Source organism: Rhizobium sp. 01T417 (genome assembly GCF_056398905.1).
In genome coordinates this window covers 37,621-57,174 of record NZ_JBFTQH010000015.1, presented here as the reverse complement: position 1 = coordinate 57,174, position 19,554 = coordinate 37,621, and the positions used below count along the sequence as shown (strand labels likewise).

The 19,554-nt window shown below is 59.3% G+C and carries 15 protein-coding genes; 9 read left to right on the top strand and 6 right to left on the bottom strand.

The annotated features are described in order from the left end of the window. Positions 1–7: 7 nt before the first annotated feature. From AC1DPR_RS16425 to AC1DPR_RS16405, 5 genes are all read left to right on the top strand, one after another. On the top strand, positions 8–421 hold the full coding sequence (locus tag AC1DPR_RS16425; RefSeq protein WP_477816731.1) for a hypothetical protein: 414 nt from the start codon (positions 8–10) through the stop codon (positions 419–421). 172 nt (positions 422–593) lie between these two features. Next, the gene (locus AC1DPR_RS16420; RefSeq protein ID WP_477816730.1) at positions 594–1,112 is read left to right on the top strand and encodes a copper chaperone PCu(A)C; all 519 of its coding nucleotides are present in this window, start codon (positions 594–596) and stop codon (positions 1,110–1,112) included. Between the two features lie 67 nt (positions 1,113–1,179). Further along, complete coding sequence (gene copC / locus AC1DPR_RS16415) at positions 1,180–1,548, top strand: copper homeostasis periplasmic binding protein CopC (protein ID WP_477816729.1); 369 nt, start codon at positions 1,180–1,182, stop codon at positions 1,546–1,548. Further along, a complete protein-coding gene (copD, locus tag AC1DPR_RS16410; RefSeq protein WP_477816728.1) occupies positions 1,545–2,423 on the top strand; it encodes a copper homeostasis membrane protein CopD in 879 nt (292 codons plus the stop codon). The genes copC and copD overlap by 4 nt, the downstream gene beginning before the upstream one ends. Before the next feature lie 115 nt (positions 2,424–2,538). Beyond that, on the top strand, positions 2,539–3,141 hold the full coding sequence (locus tag AC1DPR_RS16405; RefSeq protein ID WP_477816727.1) for a HupE/UreJ family protein: 603 nt from the start codon (positions 2,539–2,541) through the stop codon (positions 3,139–3,141). 34 nt (positions 3,142–3,175) lie between these two features. On the opposite strand, the gene AC1DPR_RS16400 is transcribed toward AC1DPR_RS16405, so the two are convergent. Together AC1DPR_RS16400 and AC1DPR_RS16395 are read right to left on the bottom strand one after the other, a co-directional pair. Beyond that, positions 3,176–3,961, bottom strand: coding sequence for an SDR family oxidoreductase (locus AC1DPR_RS16400; RefSeq protein ID WP_113469880.1), 786 nt, complete (start codon positions 3,959–3,961; stop codon positions 3,176–3,178). A 25-nt stretch (positions 3,962–3,986) separates the two neighbouring features. Beyond that, positions 3,987–4,664: a FadR/GntR family transcriptional regulator gene (locus tag AC1DPR_RS16395; RefSeq protein ID WP_477816726.1), complete on the bottom strand. Its 678-nt coding sequence runs from the start codon at positions 4,662–4,664 to the stop codon at positions 3,987–3,989. 123 nt (positions 4,665–4,787) lie between these two features. Between AC1DPR_RS16395 and uxuA the strand changes: the two genes are divergently transcribed. Then, positions 4,788–5,975: a mannonate dehydratase gene (gene uxuA, locus AC1DPR_RS16390; RefSeq protein WP_477816725.1), complete on the top strand. Its 1,188-nt coding sequence runs from the start codon at positions 4,788–4,790 to the stop codon at positions 5,973–5,975. A 62-nt stretch (positions 5,976–6,037) separates the two neighbouring features. Here the strand turns inward: uxuA and AC1DPR_RS16385 are convergent, their stop codons facing one another. The 3 genes from AC1DPR_RS16385 to AC1DPR_RS16375 form a co-directional block, all read right to left on the bottom strand. Then, positions 6,038–6,442 (bottom strand): response regulator, encoded by a 405-nt coding sequence (locus AC1DPR_RS16385; protein WP_477816724.1) that lies wholly within the window; start codon positions 6,440–6,442, stop codon positions 6,038–6,040. Positions 6,443–6,816: 374 nt separating this feature from the next. Beyond that, positions 6,817–7,686: a DUF6492 family protein gene (locus tag AC1DPR_RS16380; RefSeq protein ID WP_477816723.1), complete on the bottom strand. Its 870-nt coding sequence runs from the start codon at positions 7,684–7,686 to the stop codon at positions 6,817–6,819. A 109-nt stretch (positions 7,687–7,795) separates the two neighbouring features. Beyond that, positions 7,796–9,409 (bottom strand): O-antigen ligase domain-containing protein, encoded by a 1,614-nt coding sequence (locus AC1DPR_RS16375; RefSeq protein ID WP_477816722.1) that lies wholly within the window; start codon positions 9,407–9,409, stop codon positions 7,796–7,798. A 415-nt stretch (positions 9,410–9,824) separates the two neighbouring features. Between AC1DPR_RS16375 and AC1DPR_RS16370 the strand changes: the two genes are divergently transcribed. Both AC1DPR_RS16370 and pbpC read left to right on the top strand, forming a co-directional pair. Next, on the top strand, positions 9,825–15,302 hold the full coding sequence (locus AC1DPR_RS16370) for an MG2 domain-containing protein (protein WP_477816721.1): 5,478 nt from the start codon (positions 9,825–9,827) through the stop codon (positions 15,300–15,302). Next, complete coding sequence (pbpC, locus tag AC1DPR_RS16365; protein ID WP_477816720.1) at positions 15,299–17,380, top strand: penicillin-binding protein 1C; 2,082 nt, start codon at positions 15,299–15,301, stop codon at positions 17,378–17,380. Before AC1DPR_RS16370 ends, pbpC begins: the two co-directional genes overlap by 4 nt. Positions 17,381–17,490: 110 nt before the next feature. Here pbpC and AC1DPR_RS16360 read toward each other — a convergent pair whose 3' ends face one another. Beyond that, positions 17,491–17,841 (bottom strand): VanZ family protein, encoded by a 351-nt coding sequence (locus AC1DPR_RS16360; protein WP_477816719.1) that lies wholly within the window; start codon positions 17,839–17,841, stop codon positions 17,491–17,493. A 1,014-nt stretch (positions 17,842–18,855) separates the two neighbouring features. On the opposite strand from AC1DPR_RS16360, the gene AC1DPR_RS16355 reads away from it, so the two are divergent. Then, positions 18,856–19,248 (top strand): hypothetical protein, encoded by a 393-nt coding sequence (locus AC1DPR_RS16355; protein WP_477816718.1) that lies wholly within the window; start codon positions 18,856–18,858, stop codon positions 19,246–19,248. Positions 19,249–19,554 lie beyond the last annotated feature (306 nt).

Here is a 19,554-nt window from a genome sequence, read left to right as displayed (position 1 = left end):
GAGGAGCATGGCTCAGGTGAGTGTCGCCGGTTCGAGATTGACGGAGTGGCTCGTGCGGGTGATCTGCGCGATAGCATTGCTGTTTTCCGGCTTTGCCTATCAAGCTCCGGGCATCACGATTGGCGCCGCAGCCGCGGCGGAGTTCTCCGAATACGTTCTGCCGGACGGCACACTGCCGGTAATCTGCGCCGACGGCAGCAAAGGTGCCGCCGGTCAACATGACAAGTCGCATGTCCCTGGCTGCGAGGTGTGTCGGATCAGCCCGTCGATCCTTCTGCCTTTGCCCGACGCGATCAAGATCGCATTCCTTCGCATCGATACCCGCATCATCGCGCCGACGATGGTTGAGGGAAGGCGCGAGGAGCCGTTTCCGCCCAATAAGGGCCCAAGAGCGCCACCCCACCTTCCTGTCCTCGGATAATCCGCCTTGCGGTCGACGCCGTAGCGCCAGTGCAGTTGTCGGTTGCCCGTCACCAGCATGCAGGCCGACCGGGGTCACGGCGTAATTTTCGTTCTTTTTACACCCAGGCACGTTGCAAGATCGGTACAATCGTAATCAGCCACAACGCGACGGCCAAACCGAGAATCGCACTATGAAAAAGCTCATGATCCTCCTCACCGGCCTGATCTTTGCCGGTTTTTTTGCTGCAATCGCTACAGCCAATGACGTCAAGGTTGGCGCCATCGATATCGGCCACCCCCGCACTCGCGCCATGGTGCCGGGTGCCAAGGTCGGCGGCGGCTACTTGAACCTGACCAACACCGGGTCAGCCGATGACAAACTCGTCAGTATTACGTCCGATCGGGCAGCAAAAACTGAAGTGCATCAGATGAGCGTCAACAACGGCGTCATGACCATGCGCCCCGTCACCGGCGGCCTCGTCATTCCCGCTGGTCAAACAGTTGAGCTGAAGCCAGGCGGCTTCCACATCATGTTCATGGATGTTGCGCAGCCATTCAAGCAAGGGGAAACGATCAAGGCCACCCTGAGCTTCGAGAAGGCGGGATCGGTGGACGTCGAGTTTGCAGTCGGCGGTGCTGGCGGCGCGAATGCAGCCGCAAAGGACGGCCACTCGGACATGGGCGGGATGGACATGTCCAAGCCGCAGTAAAGGCGGCGACCACCAGGCTTGCTTGCGCTGCCGCATCAGAACCGTGACCAGAATATGAGATAGAAACATGTCCAAACATTCACGCTTTGCCGCACTGTCGGCGATTGCACTCGCCATTTTTGCCGGGCAGGCTTTTGCACATGCTCATCTGACCAAGAGCGTGCCCGCCGACAAGGCAACGGTCGCAGTCTCTCCCGACGAGCTCGACCTGCACTTTTCCGAAGAGCTGGATCTCAAGTTTTCCGGCGCGAAAGTCATCGGCCCGGACAAGGCCTCAGTGAAGACCGGTGATGCCATGCTGATGGATGAAGGAAAGACCCTGATGGTTCCTCTTCCGGAAAAGCTCGATCCCGGCGCCTATGAAGTGGAATGGCACGTTCTTTCGACAGACGGCCATAAGACCACGGGCGCATACGGATTCACGGTCAAGCCGTGACACCAGACGCCGCGCTCGTCCTGTGCCGCTTCCTGTTCTATGGTTCCGCCATATTTTTGTGGGGCGCATCAGCTTACATCTGCTGGATTGCGCCAGCAGATCTGGCGGCGCAGGTGAGTCGACGGCTCCGTCATTGCTATGGCCTCTCAACGCTTCTGATCATCGGCACGACGGCGTCCCTGCTCCCGCTGCGGGCGGCTGCGATCGGCGAGGGCTGGGCCGACGCGTTCGCGCCGCAAATGCTATCCTCCGTCCTTACAGGGACCAATGTCGGGCAGGCCTGGATTGCCCAGGCTGGTGCCGCCGCTCTCCTCATCGCATCTTGCATGGTAACCGGCCGTTTCAAACACAGCGCGCGCGTGGTGAGCGCCGGCTTCCTGCTCGTCAGCCTCACGCTCAGCGGCCATGCCGCGATGCACAGCGGCTGGTTACGCATGATGCATCGCCTCAACGATGGGGTTCATCTCCTGTCGGGCGGCGCCTGGCTTGGCGCCTTGGTCCCCATCGTCGTCACCTTGCCGTTGTTGAGAGATGCCCGATGGCAGAAGGACGCACGAACGGCGTTGATGCGGTTTTCAACCGCGGGTCATGTTGCCGTGGCACTCGTCATCACGACCGGCATCATCAATACGGCCCTGATCGTCGGAACTCTCCCGCTGGACTGGCAGCTCGAGTATCAGCTTCTGCTCAGCATCAAGATCCTGATCGTATTCGCCCTGATTGCGCTTGCGATAGGCAATCGCTACCTTCTTGTTCCAAGGCTTGCCCGCAACCCGTCGCTCGAGCCCCTCAAGTGGACGACTGGCGCCGAAATAGCCCTGGGGTTTGCCGTGCTTGGCCTTGTCGCCGTGTTTGGCATGCTGCAGCCGACTTGAGCGGCTCGATGTCGAGCCGACCTACGTCAAATGACGGTGTCGCTGATTTTTTTGCTTTATCCCCCTGATCCAGCGTGCCATTTTCGGGACAACGTGGACAAAGTAGGGGCCAGTCATGTTTTCAAAGATTTCCAGATTTAACGCCGCGTTCGCGGCTTGCGTCCTTGCTCCATCGCTCGCCTTCGCCCACACCGGCACTGGCCAGACAATTGGGTTCGCCCACGGCTTCACGCATCCCGTCTCCGGGCTCGATCACGTTCTCGCGATGATCCTCGTCGGCGTTCTTGCCTGGCAGCTCGGCGGCCGTGCGCTGTGGCTCGTGCCGACCACCTTTGTCTCGGTCATGGCGATCGGCGGCGCACTCGGGATGATGGGAATTTCCGTTCCATTTGTCGAAGCCGGCATTGCTTTTTCCGTGATCGTCCTTGGTGCCGTCGTCGCGCTGAGTATCCGCGCTCCCCTCGCCATCGCAGCCGGTGTCGTCGGCCTTTTTGCTATCTTTCACGGACATGCGCACGGCTCCGAAATGCCCGCGGCTGCAGGTGGCGTTGCCTATGCGGCAGGCTTCATGCTGGCAACGGCGGCACTGCACATTGCCGGCATAGCCCTCGGCTATCTGCTCGCCAAAATGAGCGAACGGCAGGGTTCAATCGTCATGCGCTCGGTTGGCGGCACTGCAGCACTCGCCGGCATCGGGCTGTTTACCGGCCTCATCTAGCAAATCGGCTGCCCGGCCAAGACGGGGCACGCCCTCAGCGCACCCCGATACCGGCCGTCAGACCGCCGTCGATACGGTGATCCGATCCGGTAATGAACGCGGCCTTGTCCGACGCCAGGAAGGCCGCAAGTGCGGCCACCTCTTCGGGTTCGGCAATGCGGCCAAGCGGATGCGCCTTTCCGAAACGCCGAAACACCGCATCGATATCGGCATCCTTTCCTTCGAATGTGCGTGCCGCCAGCTCCAGGATAGGTGTGCGCACCGAACCGGGGCTGATCGACACCACGCGTATATTGTCTCCCGCAAAGTCGATCGCCATCGCCCGCGTCAAAGCGTGTATCGCCCCTTTCGAAGCGACGTAGGCAGAAACACCAGGCTGGCAGGCAAAGCCTTGCACACTTGAAATATTGACGATCACGCCACCGCCGCGCTTGCGCATCTCGGGCACGCCATGCTCGGCCGTCAAATGGATCGAGCCGACATTCACCGCCATGCAGCGCATGAACGTCTCGAAGGGTGTATCGGTGGCGTTGCCGTAAGGGTGCACCGCCGCCGAATTGACGATGATATCCACGCCACCGAACGCTGCGACAGATTCGGCAAAGGCGTCAGCCACGCTTGCCGGGATGGAAACATCCGTTCGGATAACGCGCAGGGCCAGACCGTCCTCCGCACCGATCTCCGCAAGCTTGGTATTCGCCTCTTCATCGATGCCAAGGCAGGCAACGGCCGCGCCCTCGCGCGCCAGGTGCAATGCGATCGCGCGTCCGATTCCGGTTGTCCCAGTAACGATTGCGATCTTGCCGGCATATTCTCCCATCAGCCTCTCCTCCTGTTCCGCATGCTCATTCAGCAATGAACTCAAGACCGGCACTGAGGTGCCGATCCATGTGATAGACAAAGGCAATCCGGTCGCGATCGCGAAGGGCCCGAAGGATGTCGCGATGCTCGGCCACAACCGCCTCCAAAGTCAGTCGATGCGATTTTCCGGCGAGCATCAATCGCTGTATGACAGGCTTCAGCATTCCATAGGTTTCCGACAATGTGCGATTGCCGGCAGCTTCCACAAGCAAGCGGTGAAACTCGAAATCGAGCTCGGAGGCACGCTCGGCGTCCTCCGCCATCAGGATGGCTGCGTTGACTGCTTCCATCTCGGCAAGAGCCTGTTCCGTCAGACGCTCGGCAAGCAGATCGAACAGGTTCATTTCCGTCAGTCGCCGATAGCCCTGGATGTCGCGGAAGGCATCGACGGAAATCTCCATGGCAAAGGAAAAGAGATCGCGCATGGCGTTCTGATGCTGGTCTGTCAGGACGGCGCCGACTTTTTGTCTGGATTCGGCGACCCCATAGGCCTTCAAGGTGCGGAAGGCTTCACGCACCGTATTTCGGCTGGAATCGAACATCGCGGCAAGCTCGACTTCGCTCGGCAGGACATCGCCCACACCGAGCCCCCGCTCGCGGATCAGACGCCGGATCTGCCGGACGACGTCATCGACCGCCGAAGCACGATTCCCTAACTCCACAGTGCGTACCTCCGCTTTCGAGAAAGCCTAATATGTTGGCCTTATCTTGACAACCGCCGCTTTTGTCTTGCGTCAGGCAGAAAAAACGAGCCTAATTGTCCAACATTTTAGGGAGGCCTTGTCATGCTGGAAAGTTGGCGCTGGTTCGGACCGCAGGATCCTGTCACATTGTCCCATGCTCGTCAGGCCGGCGCGCACGGCATCGTAACCGCGCTCCACCACATCTATGACGGCCGGGTCTGGACGCCGGACGACGTTGCCGAACGCAAGGCCCTGGTAAGAAATGCCGGCATGGTCTGGTCGGTATGCGAGTCCATCCCAGTCAATTCGGCGATCAAACTGCGAAACGCGAACTGGCGTCGTTATGTCGATGCGTGGAAGCAGAGCCTGGCCAATCTCGGCAAAGGCGGCGTACCTGTGGTCTGCTACAATTTCATGCCCGTCGTGGACTGGACACGTACCAACCTGCTCTATCCGACGCCCGTTGGCGGCCTGGCGCTTCGCTTCGACATGATCGATTTCATCGCCTATGACGTCTTTGTCTTGAAGCGGACTGCAGCCGAAGAGAACTACAACGCTCCGCTCGTTGAAGCGGCGCGAGTTCGATTGGCAGGCATGAGCGAGGAGGATGTGGATACCCTCGAGAGGAATATTATTGCCGGCCTTCCAGGCGGCGAGGACAGCCACACGCGGGAAAGCATCCGCGGGCATATCGCGGCATTCGACGAGCTCTCGGACGACGACATGCGCAGCAATCTCGTCGAGTTTCTCAAAGAGGTCGTGCCGGTAGCCGTCGAAAACGATGTACGTCTTGCAATTCACCCGGACGACCCGCCCTTCTCGCTGTTCGGATTGCCGCGTGTCGTCTCGAAGTCGGAAGATATCGAGACCATCCTTGCAGCGGTCGATCACGCTGCCAACGGCATAACCCTGTGTGCCGGATCCTACGGCTCGCGCCACGGCAACGACGTCGTCGGCATGGCGAGCCGCTTTGCCGAGCGCATCCATTTCGCGCACCTGCGAAATGTCAGCAAGGAACCGGATGGATCGTTCATCGAATCCGAGCACCTGGGCGGTGACGTTAACATGGTCTCGCTTATTTCCGCGCTGCGTCGCGAGGAGCGCCGTCGGGCCGCGTCCGGCAGAGCAGACAGCGTCATTCCGATGCGCCCCGACCACGGCCATCTGCTGATTGACGACCAGACAAAGAAGGTCAACCCGGGCTATTCCTGCATCGGCCGGCTGAAGGGCCTGGCGGAGCTTCGAGGCGTGATTGCAGCGGTGGATCAGTTGGACGTTCAGACGGTATAGCTCTGGCCGCATGGCGACGCGGATAGCTGGCGCGTTTCGCGCATTTTCGACTTACAGCCTCGTCACGCGCTCCGGCGCGCGTCGAGAGCATGGCGCAGGGAGTTCTGCACGATCGATGGCGTTGCCGGCTTGCTGAGGACCCCAAGCGCCCCGTGCACGCGGCCAACGACCGCCGCGGGGTTGCTGGTCATAAAAATCACCGTGATGCCAAATTCATCTACGAGACGTCGTCCGATCTCTGGGCCAGTCGCGCCGTCGGCCAAGTTGACGTCGACAAATGCTATGTCGGCCTGCGGGGCCAGCGCCAGAGCCTGCCTTGTGTCAGTCGCGACACCGACCACATCAAGGCCTATGTCCATGACTGTCGTTTCAAGGTCCAGCGCAACGAGGAATTCATCTTCGACGATCAAAACGCTTTCACGCGTAGCGTCGCCGGTCCGCCGCTGTGTTTCGACATCGCTGCCCATGATTGCCCCTTGCTTCTGCTTATTTTGCAACACTGGCTACGCTTAACTGTATGTTGGCGAGCGGATAACGGCGTTGGCGATGATATGTTCCGCGATGAGGCGGAATAGTTCAGGGGCAAATAGCTATTAACGCTAACAAATCGTAACGAAGCCGGTCCCATCAAGGCGAGCTTGGCCAAAATATCAAACCATTCCGCAAGGAGCGTCGCCACGACGGTGGGACGGTAGATGGACGTGAATGACTGCTGCCGCCAGCAGCCCTGCACTTAAGCAAGCCACTCAGTCGCCTGCGCCAACGGATCCTGCCATCGCAGCGTGGATTATCACCTGGATCCCGCTGTTGCTTCTGGCGCCCGGTGACAAACATGTCGAGGCTAAGCAATGCTAGCGGTCTCAACCAAGATTCCAATCCTTGCCAGGGCGCGTGTTCGCACTTCAAGAGGGGTGCCTGACTTCGCCGAGATCATGACCGCGACATCGCTTGACGATGCGTTCGACATGAAGGTCGCAAGGGCGTTCTCATCGAACGGAGATTCGTCCCAGTAATTCATGCACAGCATTGTATCGGCCGAATAGGGCGTTCCTCCCAAGACCTCATCGACATAGACGCCATAGAGGATTCCCTCGGAAAAATGCAGTTGAGCTGCAATTGCCGACTGCCACGTCTTGCCGGTCGTCTCCTGGATGCGCTGCAGCATCGAACGTACGATCTGAGGATCCCAAGACATCGGCCAGCAAATATAGTCGTGCAACGGAATCCGATCTGAGGCTGGCAATCCGAGCAATTTCCGCGCTACGCGATGCCAAAGGATATGCCTTTCCATTCCAATGTGGATAGCATTTGCTGCACGGAAGAACCGAGTTTGACCGTTCCTGTAAAAGGTATCCACCGAAAATGGACGTATGAACACAATATCGGAATCGACCAAGAGAACGACACTTGAGTGCGATTGAGCCGCTGATGCCAATTTGATCACCTGCTGCGCAATCCAACCTCTGATTGGAGGGATCGGGTGCCGCAAATTAATCCATAAGTTTCGCGGAATGGGTACGAAGCTTCTGGGCAGGTATTGGCTGGCATCCTGCACATCACCAATTCCCGCAAACAAATCCAAGTCTACCGTTGGGACAATAATCCTATGCGTTAGATCCGCCGGTCCAAATTTTTGAAGCGATTGGTTCAATTGACGACATAATTCAAGATCTGGCCGGTAGCTCGGCGTAACGACTGACAACGATGCCACTGCATTCTTCCTTTCTGATGCGCAATGTTGCGCGTCGCGCATGAAGGTTTGGCACTCTTTAAAGATATGGCGAGATCGAACCTATGGACTTCATCTGGGTTTCAGAGGCTTACTCCAGCAATGATTTCTCCAACCGTCTCACCCGATTGGTTCTTCTCCCACCTCCAAATTCTGCGTGAACCGGCAGGGCCCGCGTTTTCTGCAATCTTGACCTCGGCAGGTTTGCTTCCCCCGTTGCGAGGGCAGCATCAGGCTTGCTGTCCCTGATCCAAAGGCCACTTCCAAGAAGCAGCAGAAAGAGCACGTAAGCGGCGTCCCAGTAATAGACGGTCATTCCAACCAGGCACCAGTTTAGAACCGCGATGATATAAGCCGTGCGGCACGCTTCCTGCTTCTCGTCGAGGCCGCTTTTCCAACCGGTTGATACAACGCAAAATAGAACTGCCAGGGCGAGCAGTAGCGCCGATGGGATCCCGTTCATGACCGCAAAAGCAAGCCAGAAATTATCGATGCTGGCGGGCATCCAAAGAGGCCTGTCCCACCGACCCATTGCCGTTCCGAACAGAGGGTGATTTGCAACCGAGTGCCACGCATACTCAAAGATTAGATTCCGCGACCAGTATGACATCGGATCAAACGTTAGCCTACCGACCACGAATTCGATCATCGATCGGTTTGCTACCCAGAAAATCCCTTGCACAACCAAGTAGGAGGTGATCGTGACAATGCTGAGAAGTTTCATCCCGATAGCATCAGCCAGTCGCTTCCAGGCGATTAACATGCACTGAATTGCGATCCCCAAAACGGGACCGGCGGAAAGCGAAAGCGCAGCGGTGAATGCCACAATGCCAGCCTTCCCGTACCTTTCGATAAAGCGATTTCGGAAGCCCACGACCAGAAAAGTGAGCGCAAATCCGGTGCTACAAAATGCCCCAAAGAGTATGGAGTGGTCGAATGGCCCCTGTACCCTTACCAAACCGGCTCGGAATTCCATTCCAAAATCTTGGTAGGTGGGAAGAAGAGTACCAAAAACCTTTAAGATCACCCTCGAGCCGGTCGTTGCTTCAATGAGGGCGAACGGCATCATTACAGCAATCACAACAAAGAGTGTCTTTGCCATTGCTCGAAAATCATCGGCTGAACGGACACACGCCCGCGCGAGGAAATACGCGCCGAGCGTTTCCACAAAGGATATTCCAATCGTTTGAAGCGCGATCGACCCGTCCATGACGAAAAACGATGCGGCCCTCCAACAAGAAAAAAGAATGACTGCAAAATCCGCAATCCGCATTTTTCCAGTGCGGCCCGTTACCCAAAGAAAGGCGCAGGGAAGTATGGTGATGCACAGTGTCAAGCGATAGACGGACATCCGAGCCGGGCCGATGGAAAAAATCCAAGGAATCACCAGCGAAACGATGAATAGCGCAATGAGCCGTCGGCGCCATGTCGATCCGGAGTCGGAACTTCTACTTTCCGATTTTCGCGTTACTCGGCCCCCGTTCCGCAACGCATTTGGACATTCTGCTTTTTGAAGAGATGCCCCCGTCTTCAGGGGATCATCAAATGCTGAATGGTCGTCGATCTCATGTCGACCATCCACACGCCGGCCGGCCGGCATTGACAAGCCGCTTTTGCGGGATCGGGCGGTCTGAGTTGGTATTTCGCCGTACACTTTCACCTTGGAAGCGTTTCCACACTCTGGCTTGGATGGCTGCGGGTCCATCAAGAGTTCCTGATCCGACGGAATCCGACCAGCCGCTGGAATTTCAGAACCCCGATATTGAAGTTTGGCTCATCTAATAAGCCCGAATAGATTTGCGAGATAGAAACCCTTTCGACGTAGGCGCGCAATTGAATCGCCAGCCTGGCGTTCGCCGCTCTTCGAGCATGCATCAAACGGCCGGCCCAGTCGCCGCTGTTGACGCGAAAGGATCGCTAACCACAAAGGCGAGGAGCGAGCGAATTGGCTCACAGGAATACATCGGCCGCCCGGTAATCTGCCAGATAGAACAGCGCCCCCCAAACCGTTCTCGCCTACCCTTGGCTCATTCCGAAACAACGCTCTGGCCAAGTTGACAACCGGTTGTGGAGTGCGGAGAGTGCACTCTGGACCAGCGCCAGTCACCTTGGGGGGACCTATGTCTGTACGCGCGTTTTTCGCCTTCACCGCCGTTGCTCTTGCGTCTCTTACTGCAAGCCTTCCCGCATACGCGGCAGACACAAAACGCGAAATCCAGACAACACAGGATGCCGATTACTTCGGCTTCGATTTGCGGACCGAACAGAACCTTTCGCTGGATCAGTGCAAGGCGTCCTGCATCGGCGACAAGTCCTGCAAGGCCTTCACCTACAATCCGAAGGTGAAGTGGTGCTTCCTGAAGTCCGACTTCAAGACGATGAACGCATTCCCGGGCGCTGTCGCCGGCAAGATCGTCGAGACCGCCGCTGCGAAACCGGAGCCGGATATCGGTGCCGCCCCCCGGCTCAACTTTCTTTCCGGAGATGTGAGAGAGCAGGCGCGCGACGACAAGGCCAATCTTGAAGTGGCCGACGACCAGCAGGGCCAGAGCGCCGACAGCCTGATCGCCAACGGCCGTCTCGACCTGACGGCAGGCAATGTCATTGATGCCGTGAAATCCTTCCGAAGTGCGCTCGCACTTTCCCCCGACAATGCCGATCTTTGGCTGGAAACGGCGCGCGCCGGTGACAGCTTTACTAAGACCGACGACAACGATGGCAGCGAGATCTACGGACAGGCTGTGCTCGACGCGGTCAATGGCTATGAGTTGACACGAACAGCCTCGGCCCGTGCCGAGGCGCTCTCCGTGCTTGCCGCCGCGCTCGACAAGAACACCAACTATCGCGCCGCACTCAATGCCTACAAGGCAAGCCTGGCACTCGTGAACTCGAAGGAGGTCCAGGCGGCCTTCCTGCAGCTGAAAACGACGCAAGGATTTCGCATTACCGAGCATACCGTCGATGCCGACAGTGCAAATCCGCGTATCTGCGCGACATTCTCCGAAACCCTGGTCAAGACGCAGGACTATACGCCCTTCGTGACGCTGAATGGTTCCGCCCCGAAGGCGCTCGAAACCAAGGACAAGCAGGTCTGCATCGAGGGGCTGACCCACGGTGAAAACTACAAGATCACGTTCCGCACCGGCCTGCCCTCTTCGGTCGACGAGGTCCTCGAGGCCCCCGTCAGCCTCGATATCTACGTCAAGGACCGCACAGCCAGCGTACGCTTCACTGGCGACAGCTTCGTTCTGCCGTCGACGGCCCGCCGCGGGATCCCGATCGTTTCCGTCAACATGCCTTCCGCCAATCTGAAGCTCTATCGTATCGGCGATCGCGGCATCGCTCCGCTTTTGACGAGCTCGCAATTCCTGACCCAGCTCGACGGATACAGCGCACAGCGCATCGAAGACGAGAGCGGCGAACTGGTCTGGCAAGGCTCGATCGAGATGACCAACGACCTCAACAAGGATGTCGTCACCAGCTTCCCGGTTGATGAGGCGCTGCCCGAGCGCAAGCCTGGTGTCTATGTGCTGACGGCAACGGCGCCGAACGCCCCGGATCAGGATTGGAATGCCCAGGCGACACAATGGTTCGTGGTTTCCGATATCGGCATCACGACATACGCGGGTACCGATGGCCTCAACGTCTTCACCCGCTCGCTCGCCTCGGCAAAGCCGATCGCTGGCGTTGAGCTCCAGCTTCTGGCGAAGAACAATGAAGTACTCGGCACTGCAACGACCGATGAGAACGGTCGGGCGACGTTCACCGCCGGTCTGATGCGTGCGACGGCTGCCCTGACGCCCGCTGTCATCACCGCCCGGAAGGGTGGCGCCGACTATGTCTTCCTCGATATGACGCGCGCGGGCTTTGATCTCTCCGATCGTGGCGTCACCGGGCGTGCTTCTCCCGGCGCCATCGATGTCTTGAGCTGGACGGAGCGCGGCATCTACCGCGCTGGCGAGACAGTCCACGCGGCTGCCCTTGCCCGCGATACCGATGGCAAGGCCATCGAGAGCCTGCCGCTGACCTTCATTTTTCTGCGCCCCGATGGTGTCGAGGACCGGCGGATCGTCAGCCAGACCAGCAATGTCGGCGGTTATGCCATCGACCTGCCCGTTCAGGAAAATGCCATGCGCGGCACCTGGACGATGAACATTCACACCGACCCAAAAGGCTCGCCGATCGCGACAAAAACCTTCCTGGTCGATGACTTCGTGCCGGATCGCACCGACATGGAGATCAAGACAGAGGCGAAGGTTATCGGTCCGGAGACGTCAGCGACAATCAATATATCAGGCAAGTATCTCTATGGCGCACCTGCGGCAGGGCTGTCGCTCGAAGGCGATGTCGTGATCAAGCCGACCCGCCAGGCGGACGCCTTCCCGGGCTATTTCTTTGGGCTTGCCGACGAGGAAGCCAGCGAAGAGACGCGCCAGACGATAGAAGGCCTGCCCGACCTCGACGAAGATGGCGAAGGTATCACCGACCTGACTGTCGGCGATCTGCCGGCGACGACGCAGCTTCTGAACGCCACGGTCTATGTCCGCATGCAGGAAGCCGGTGGCCGCGCCATCGAGCGTTCGCTCGTGCTTCCCGTCAAGAACCAAAGCCCGATGATCGGCATCAAGCCGGAATTCTCCGGCGACCTTGGCGAGAATTCGATCGCGAACTTCACCATTATCGGCGTTGATGAAGACGGGGTGAAGCAGGCGATGAGCGGCCTGCGCTGGAAACTCTACAAGCTGAACCGCGATTATCAATGGTATCGCGACGGTACCGCCTGGAAATACGAGCCGATCTATACCGCCGAGCAGGTCGCCAACGGCAATCTCGATGCGTCCCTGGACGGAGCGAAGATATCGTCTCCCGTCGCCTGGGGGCGCTACCGCCTCGAAGTCGAAAGCACGCAGACCGACGGCCCTGCTTCGAGCGTGGAATTCGATGCGGGATGGTTCGTCCAGGCAACGTCGACGGAGACGCCTGACGGGCTTGAGATCGCGCTCGACAAGGAGAGCTACAGGATCGGCGAGACGGCGAAGCTGAAGGTCTCATCGCGCTACGCAGGCGAATTGATGATCGCGGCCGGTACGGAAACCCTCGTAGCCATCCAGAACGCATCCATTGGCGAGAACGGTGGCGAAGTCGATATTCCCGTCACTTCAGATTGGGGGGCTGGCGCCTATGTCACCGCGACATTGTTCCGCCCCGGCGATGCTCAGGACAGCCACATGCCGATGCGCGCGATCGGCGTGAAGTGGCTGAAGGTCGATCCCGCGGAGCGAGCATTGCAGGTAGCGATCGATGCGCCGGAGAAGATGCTGCCGCGCGCACCGCTGCCGATCACCCTTGCCGTTGCCGGCGCGGGCGCCAACGAGGACGCCTATGTGACGGTCGCGGCTGTTGATGTCGGCATTCTCAATCTGACCCGCTACGAGCCACCAAACCCAGAAGACTGGTATTTCGGCCAGCGCCAGCTCGGTCTCGAAATTCGAGACCTTTACGGACGGTTGATCGATGGTTCGCTCGGCACTGCCGGTAAGCTGAGGACCGGCGGCGACGGAGGCGCTGTGGCTCTTCAGGGAAGCCCGCCGACGCAAAAGTTGGTTGCCTTCTTCTCAGGCCCGATGAAACTGGATGCCCAAGGCAAGGCGAATGTCAGCTTCGACATTCCCCAGTTTAACGGCACTGCCCGCGTGATGGCGGTCGCCTGGTCGAAAGCCGGCCTTGGCCATGCGACGAAGGACGTCATCATTCGTGACCCTGTCGTGGTGACGGCGAGCCTGCCGGGCTTCCTCGCGCCCGGAGATACCTCCGAGCTTCGGCTCGATATCGCCAATACGGACGCGCCGGCAGGCGACTTCAAGCTGACCGTTGCTGGCAACGATGCCGTGCGCATTGGCGAGGCGTCGCAGACCATTCATCTCGAGGCCCGCGCCAGATCAGCCGTGACGCTCGCTGTTACCGGTACGCAACCGGGCCATGGCAGCGTTTCGATCAATCTCGCTGACGCGGCCGGCCTGTCGCTGGATCAGACGGTTGACGTTCCTGTTCGACCAGCTGTTCTGCCGATGACCGAACGCCGCGTTCTGGCGCTCAATCCAGCCACCAGGCTGACGGTCGACAAGGCATTGCTGGCAGACAGCGTTCTACAAGGCGCCTCCGTCAGCGTCAGCGTCACGCGTTCGGCCGCCTTCGACATACCGGCTCTGCTGATGTCGCTCGACCGTTACCCGTTCGGCTGCGCCGAGCAGACGACCAGCCGTGCCCTGCCGCTGCTCTATCTGAGCGAGCTTGCCCATGAGGCCGGTCTGGAGGATGACGCCGACGTCAAGAAGCGCGTTCAGGACGCAATCTACCGCGTGCTTTCCTATCAGGCGTCAGCCGGAAGCTTCGGCCTTTGGGGACCGGATAGCGGCGACCTCTGGCTCGATTCCTATGTCACCGATTTCCTGACCCGCGCACGCGAGCAGAAATACGACGTCCCGGATCGTGCATTCGCGCAAGCTCTGGAGAACCTTCAGAACGCGCTGAGCTATGATGTCAATGTCAAGGATCAGGGCGACCAGATTGCCTATGCGCTCTACGTTCTCGCCCGCAACAAGAAGGCAGCGATCAGCGACCTTCGCTATTATGCCGACACGATGATCAACGACTTCCCGACGCCGCTCGCCAAGGCACATATCGCGGCAGCACTGGCGCTTTATGGCGATGCGACGCGCTCGAAGAACATCTTCGTCGACGCATTGCAGATGTCTGAACAGTCCATGGTGACGCGCGTCAATCTTTCAAGAACGGACTATGGCTCGATCCTTCGCGATGGTGCCGCAATCCTTGCTCTTGCCGCCGAAAGCCGTCCGGTCCCGCCGGTGGTTTCGGAACTGGCCAAAGCGGTCGCCAAGGAATGGAACCGCAGCAAATACACGAGCACCCAGGAACAGGCCTGGATGCTGCTTGCCGCGCGCGCCATAAAGGGCGGTGATGACTCTATCAAGATCGACGTCAACGGTGCGCTGCACAATGGCGCCTACATGGCGAAGATGACCGGGGATGCCTTGATGGGCAATGCGCTCACGCTCACCAACCAGACCGGCGAGCCTGTCTCGGCGGTGGTGACGACATTTGCTGCACCTGTCGTGCCGCCGCCCGCCGGCGGTGACGGCTTTGCCATCGAGCGCACCTACTACACGATGGATGGCGAGCAGGCGAATGTGACCGAAGCCAGGCAGAACGAGCGCTATGTCGTTGTGCTGCACGTCACGGAAAGCAACAACTGGCCGTCGCGGATCGTCGTGACGGACCTGCTTCCGGCCGGTTTCCAGATCGACAATCCGAACCTGGTCGACAGCGCCCAACTGACGAACTTCGACTGGATCGGCGAGGTGACGGCGGCCCACACCGAATTCCGCAATGACCGCTTCGTGGCCGCGTTCAATCGGTCGGCGGACGACAATCGCGAAATCAATATCGCTTATGTCGTGCGCGCCGTGACCCCAGGCACCTACGATCATCCGGCCGCCGTCGTCGAGGACATGTATCGACCGCAGCTCTCCGCACGCACCGCGACTGGCAAGATGGAGGTTACCGCAGCGTCGAAATGAGACTTGCAACGAAGCTCGCGATCGGAAGCGCTGCCGGGATCATCCTTGCCGGCACCGGGTTGGTCTTGCTTGACATCGCCGACCGGGCCTATCCGCCGCCGCTCGACAAGGCGGAAACGGTCTCTGCGGAAATGGTCGATGCCGATGGTCAGTTGCTGCGTGCCTTTGCAACGCCTGAAGGCCTCTGGCGTCTGAAAACCACAGCCGCCGATGTCGATCCACAATTCCTCAAGATGCTGATCGCCTACGAGGACCGGCGTTTTTACAGCCATGCCGGTGTCGATCTTCAGGCAATGGCACGTGCCGCCCTGCAGTTCGTTACCAATGGCCGCATCGTCTCCGGTGCATCGACGCTGTCGATGCAGGTCGCCCGGCTGATCGAGCCGCGTCAGGGCCGCTCGCTGTTGGCGAAGCTCCTGCAGATGGCACGCGCCATCCAGATCGAGCGGCGGCTATCCAAGGCGCAGATCCTCGATCTCTACCTGACGCATGCGCCCTATGGCGGCAATCTCGAAGGTGTGCGGGCGGCGAGCCTCGCCTATTTCGGCAAGGAGCCACGGCGGCTGACGGTCGCGGAAGCCGCTCTCCTCGTCGCGCTGCCACAGCTGCCTGAAAAGCGTCGCCCGGACCGCAACCTCGCGACAGCCGAGGTGTCGCGCAAACGGGTGCTTGAGCGTGTCGCGGTCGCCGAGGCTGTCGGCGAGGGTGAGGCGGCGCGTGCCGAAATCGTGCCGGTGCCGTCTCAACGCATGCAGCTTCCGGCGCTTGCAGCCCATGTTGCCGAAGCGGCACGACGCAAGGATCCGAAAGCACGGCAATACGAGACGACCCTGAAGAAACAGGTGCAAGCAGGATTGGAGGCCGTTGCCCGTGCCTCCGCCTTGAAACTGGGTCCGAAGCTGTCAATTGCCATGGTCATGGCCGATGCACAAACGGGCGACATTCTCGGCGAGGTTGGCTCGGCCGACTACTTCGATGCCAGCCGTTCAGGCTGGATCGACATGACTCGCGCCAGCCGTTCGCCAGGCTCGACGCTGAAGCCATTCATCTATGGCCTCGCATTCGAAGAAGGCCTTGTCAGCCAGGAGACGATCATCGAGGACCGCCCCGCAGATTTCTTCGGCTACAGGCCGCGGAATTTCGATATGAGCTATCAGGGCGACGTTACGGTGCGCGAGGCGCTGCAATTGTCGCTGAACGTCCCGGCAGTCAAATTGCTTGATGCCGTCAATCCGGCCAAGCTGCTGATCCGTTTTCGCCGCGCCGAAGTGCGTCCCCTGCTGCCCCCGAACGAAACACCCGGGCTGGCAATCGGTCTCGGCGGCCTCGGCATCACGTTGAAGGATCTCGTCCAGCTCTACACCGCGCTTGCCAATCGTGGCCAGCCGGTCCGCATCGGCGATGGCGTCAACGACCGCCCCGGCAAGATCGATGGCGAGGGCATGCTTGATCCGGTGGCCGTCTGGAATGTCGCAGATATCCTCTCGGGCGTCATTCCACCGGCCGGCGCTCCGAAACGCGGGATCGCCTACAAGACCGGCACCAGCTACGGCTATCGCGATGCCTGGTCCGTCGGCTACGATGGGCGCTATGTGCTCGGCGTCTGGGTTGGGCGCCCTGACAATGGCGCTGTCCCGGGATTGACGGGTTACGGCACTGCCGCGCCGATCCTCTTTGAGAGTTTCGCAAAGTCAGAGATTGCGAGGACGCCCCTCCCGCGCCCGCCCTTGGGAGCAATACGGATCGCCCAACCAGAACTGCCGATCAGCCAGCGTCGCTTTGCCATCAATCCAAGCGGCCTGTTGGCGACCTCCGGCCGTGAACCGGCGCCGCAGATCGTCTATCCCCCGGAGGGCGCACATGTCGACCTTGGGGCGAAGAGCGGCGATCTCTCGCCGTTGATGCTGAAGCTGCAGGGCGGACGCGCGCCCTTCCGTTGGCTCGCCAATGGCAAGCCTTTGCCCGATATTTCCCGGCGCCGCACCAATCAGTGGATCCCGGACGGCGGCGGCTACTCAAAGCTCACGGTGATTGACGCCATGGGCCGGGCGGCAAGCGTCGGCGTCTTCATCGATTGATCGTCTGCAGCGATCAGTCATATTTTCTCTAGGTATGCCGGATCCAGAGCGCGTTGACCGGCTCCAGCGTGGTTCGCCGAACAATCTGGTGACCATCGCGATTCGTGGGACTAGTCCGCGCGCGGCCGGAGGACCCAGTTTGCCGCAAACCCCAGGCCCACGCCAATCGCTGCACCGACAGCCTTTACAGCAGCGTCCTCAAGCCGCGCATGCCGGGTTGGTGAAAGATACTGAAGGAGTTCTATTGCGGCCGCTCCGAATACGACCAGGACAGCGCAAACCCAAAACCGGCGGGGATAGGCTACGACGAACAGGAAAGCCATTGTCGTGAAGGCGAGCGCCCGGTCATCGCGCACGGACATGACGTCGTGCGGTCGCAGACCGATCGGCGAAACAGTCACGAACAGGATGGCGGCAAGCGACAACCAAGCGGCGATCTTCAGGAGTCGGTCGAAAAGCATGTACTCAGGATAGCGAAGTGCTCCGGCTGTATCCAGTCGGGTTGGTCGGCTAAACCACGCATTTCATTGCACCAATAGGTGTTTTTGACAACTGGATTGGGAATTCCTGCTTCGAGCATGGCGGCACCACACGAGACGTGCCCTTTATTGCAATATTACTACATCTGAATGTACAACTTTTGAGCGATGAAATCGGCCGATTTGGGAAGTAGCGCGTTCAACCCAACACGTTCAGAATTGCAGGTGTCTACAAATGGGGATTGTCGATGGCCGAGGAATATAGTCTCCGCACTGAAGACGCAGGCTGGTCTATCATCGATCGGGCGACGCACGAGCCAGCGCGCCTGGACGGCATCCCACTGTCCGCGATGGACGCAGAGGAAGCCAAGCACATGTTGGCCATTCTCAGAGGCATTGATCGCGTTCGGACAGCTTCAAAAAGAGCGGCATCATTCGCGAACAAGAAACGCGCCAATACGGGCCAAACCGCGGCAAGTCCTCAAATCAACGCAGATTTTGGAATGTTGAGACCCTTCAGAGGCGACTGAGCGCGCTGCGGCAGCTGCAGGCAGATATGCGGACGAGGATGAGATGAAGTCGGTGAAACAATCGACTGGGATGAATCGTCTGATCGCGCGAAGGAAGCTGCCGTTTTCGTAAGTAATGAAACAGTCGTAAAATAAAGCCCGAAACATGTGACTTACAAAGTTCTCTTCCCGCTCGGACCCTTCGGTATCAGTGCGCCAGCCTAGAGATGCGACCCCATCAGCTTTGACAGGCCGATGCTGGTTGGCGCTGAGCGTGGCGACACGAGCGCGCAGGGCCACGGAATGTACTTGCCTGTGGCTACACCCAACGGAGTACGTGCCATCAAAGGGAAGTTGCGACACTATTGGATCATATCAGAACGATCGGTTGTATTGGATACCCCATCACTCTTCGTCGGCTTTTCCTTGTTTGCGTCGTCGGCAAGCCAAGTCTGCATCCCGCAGTGCGATCAACAGGGACGTGAACATGAACAACAGCGAAGAACCCCAGTGGGAGCTCGACGACGAGTTCAAGACGTTGACGATCACCTTTCCGACTGATCCACCCGTCGCGTTTGTGCTTGATACCGAGTCCGTATCAAAGCTCATTGAAGGTGCCGGCCAGATCAGGGCGGAGATGCCGCCGCCTCACGACGAGACCTGGGAAGGCGGGCAAATGGTCGACGCCGTGCTTGATCCACGCTGGTACACAGAGCCCGACGCATTGCTTGGAGAACCGCTTCTGCACATTCGCGATCCTCGCTATGGATGGCTGCACTACTGCCTGCCACGAGAGTCAGCCAGAGCGCTCGGAACCCTGCTAATTCTTCAGGCTGATGAGGGCCCGGCGGACGATCAGGAGCAGCCTCGCAAGAACTGACCTCCTAGCCAAATGACGGGCCTTGATACTACTTTTTCCTGCGATGCGACCCTTAGCCGGGTGTGGTGTTATATCTCGCAGGATGCGGAATTTGTTACTAGTCATATTTCAATATCGGCCATTATCTCATGCAAGGCCTGCCTCGCGGCAGGCCTTTTTGTTTCACGACGCCGTTTCTTGGGTCGATGATCAGCCCGCGCGCCGACCGCAGCCTCAACAGTCGCGACCGCTGTCTTTGCCGTGAGGCGGTCCTGCTACCCGGGTCATGCTTTCCGTTTCGCCCGCGCAACCTGACGACAGGCGTGT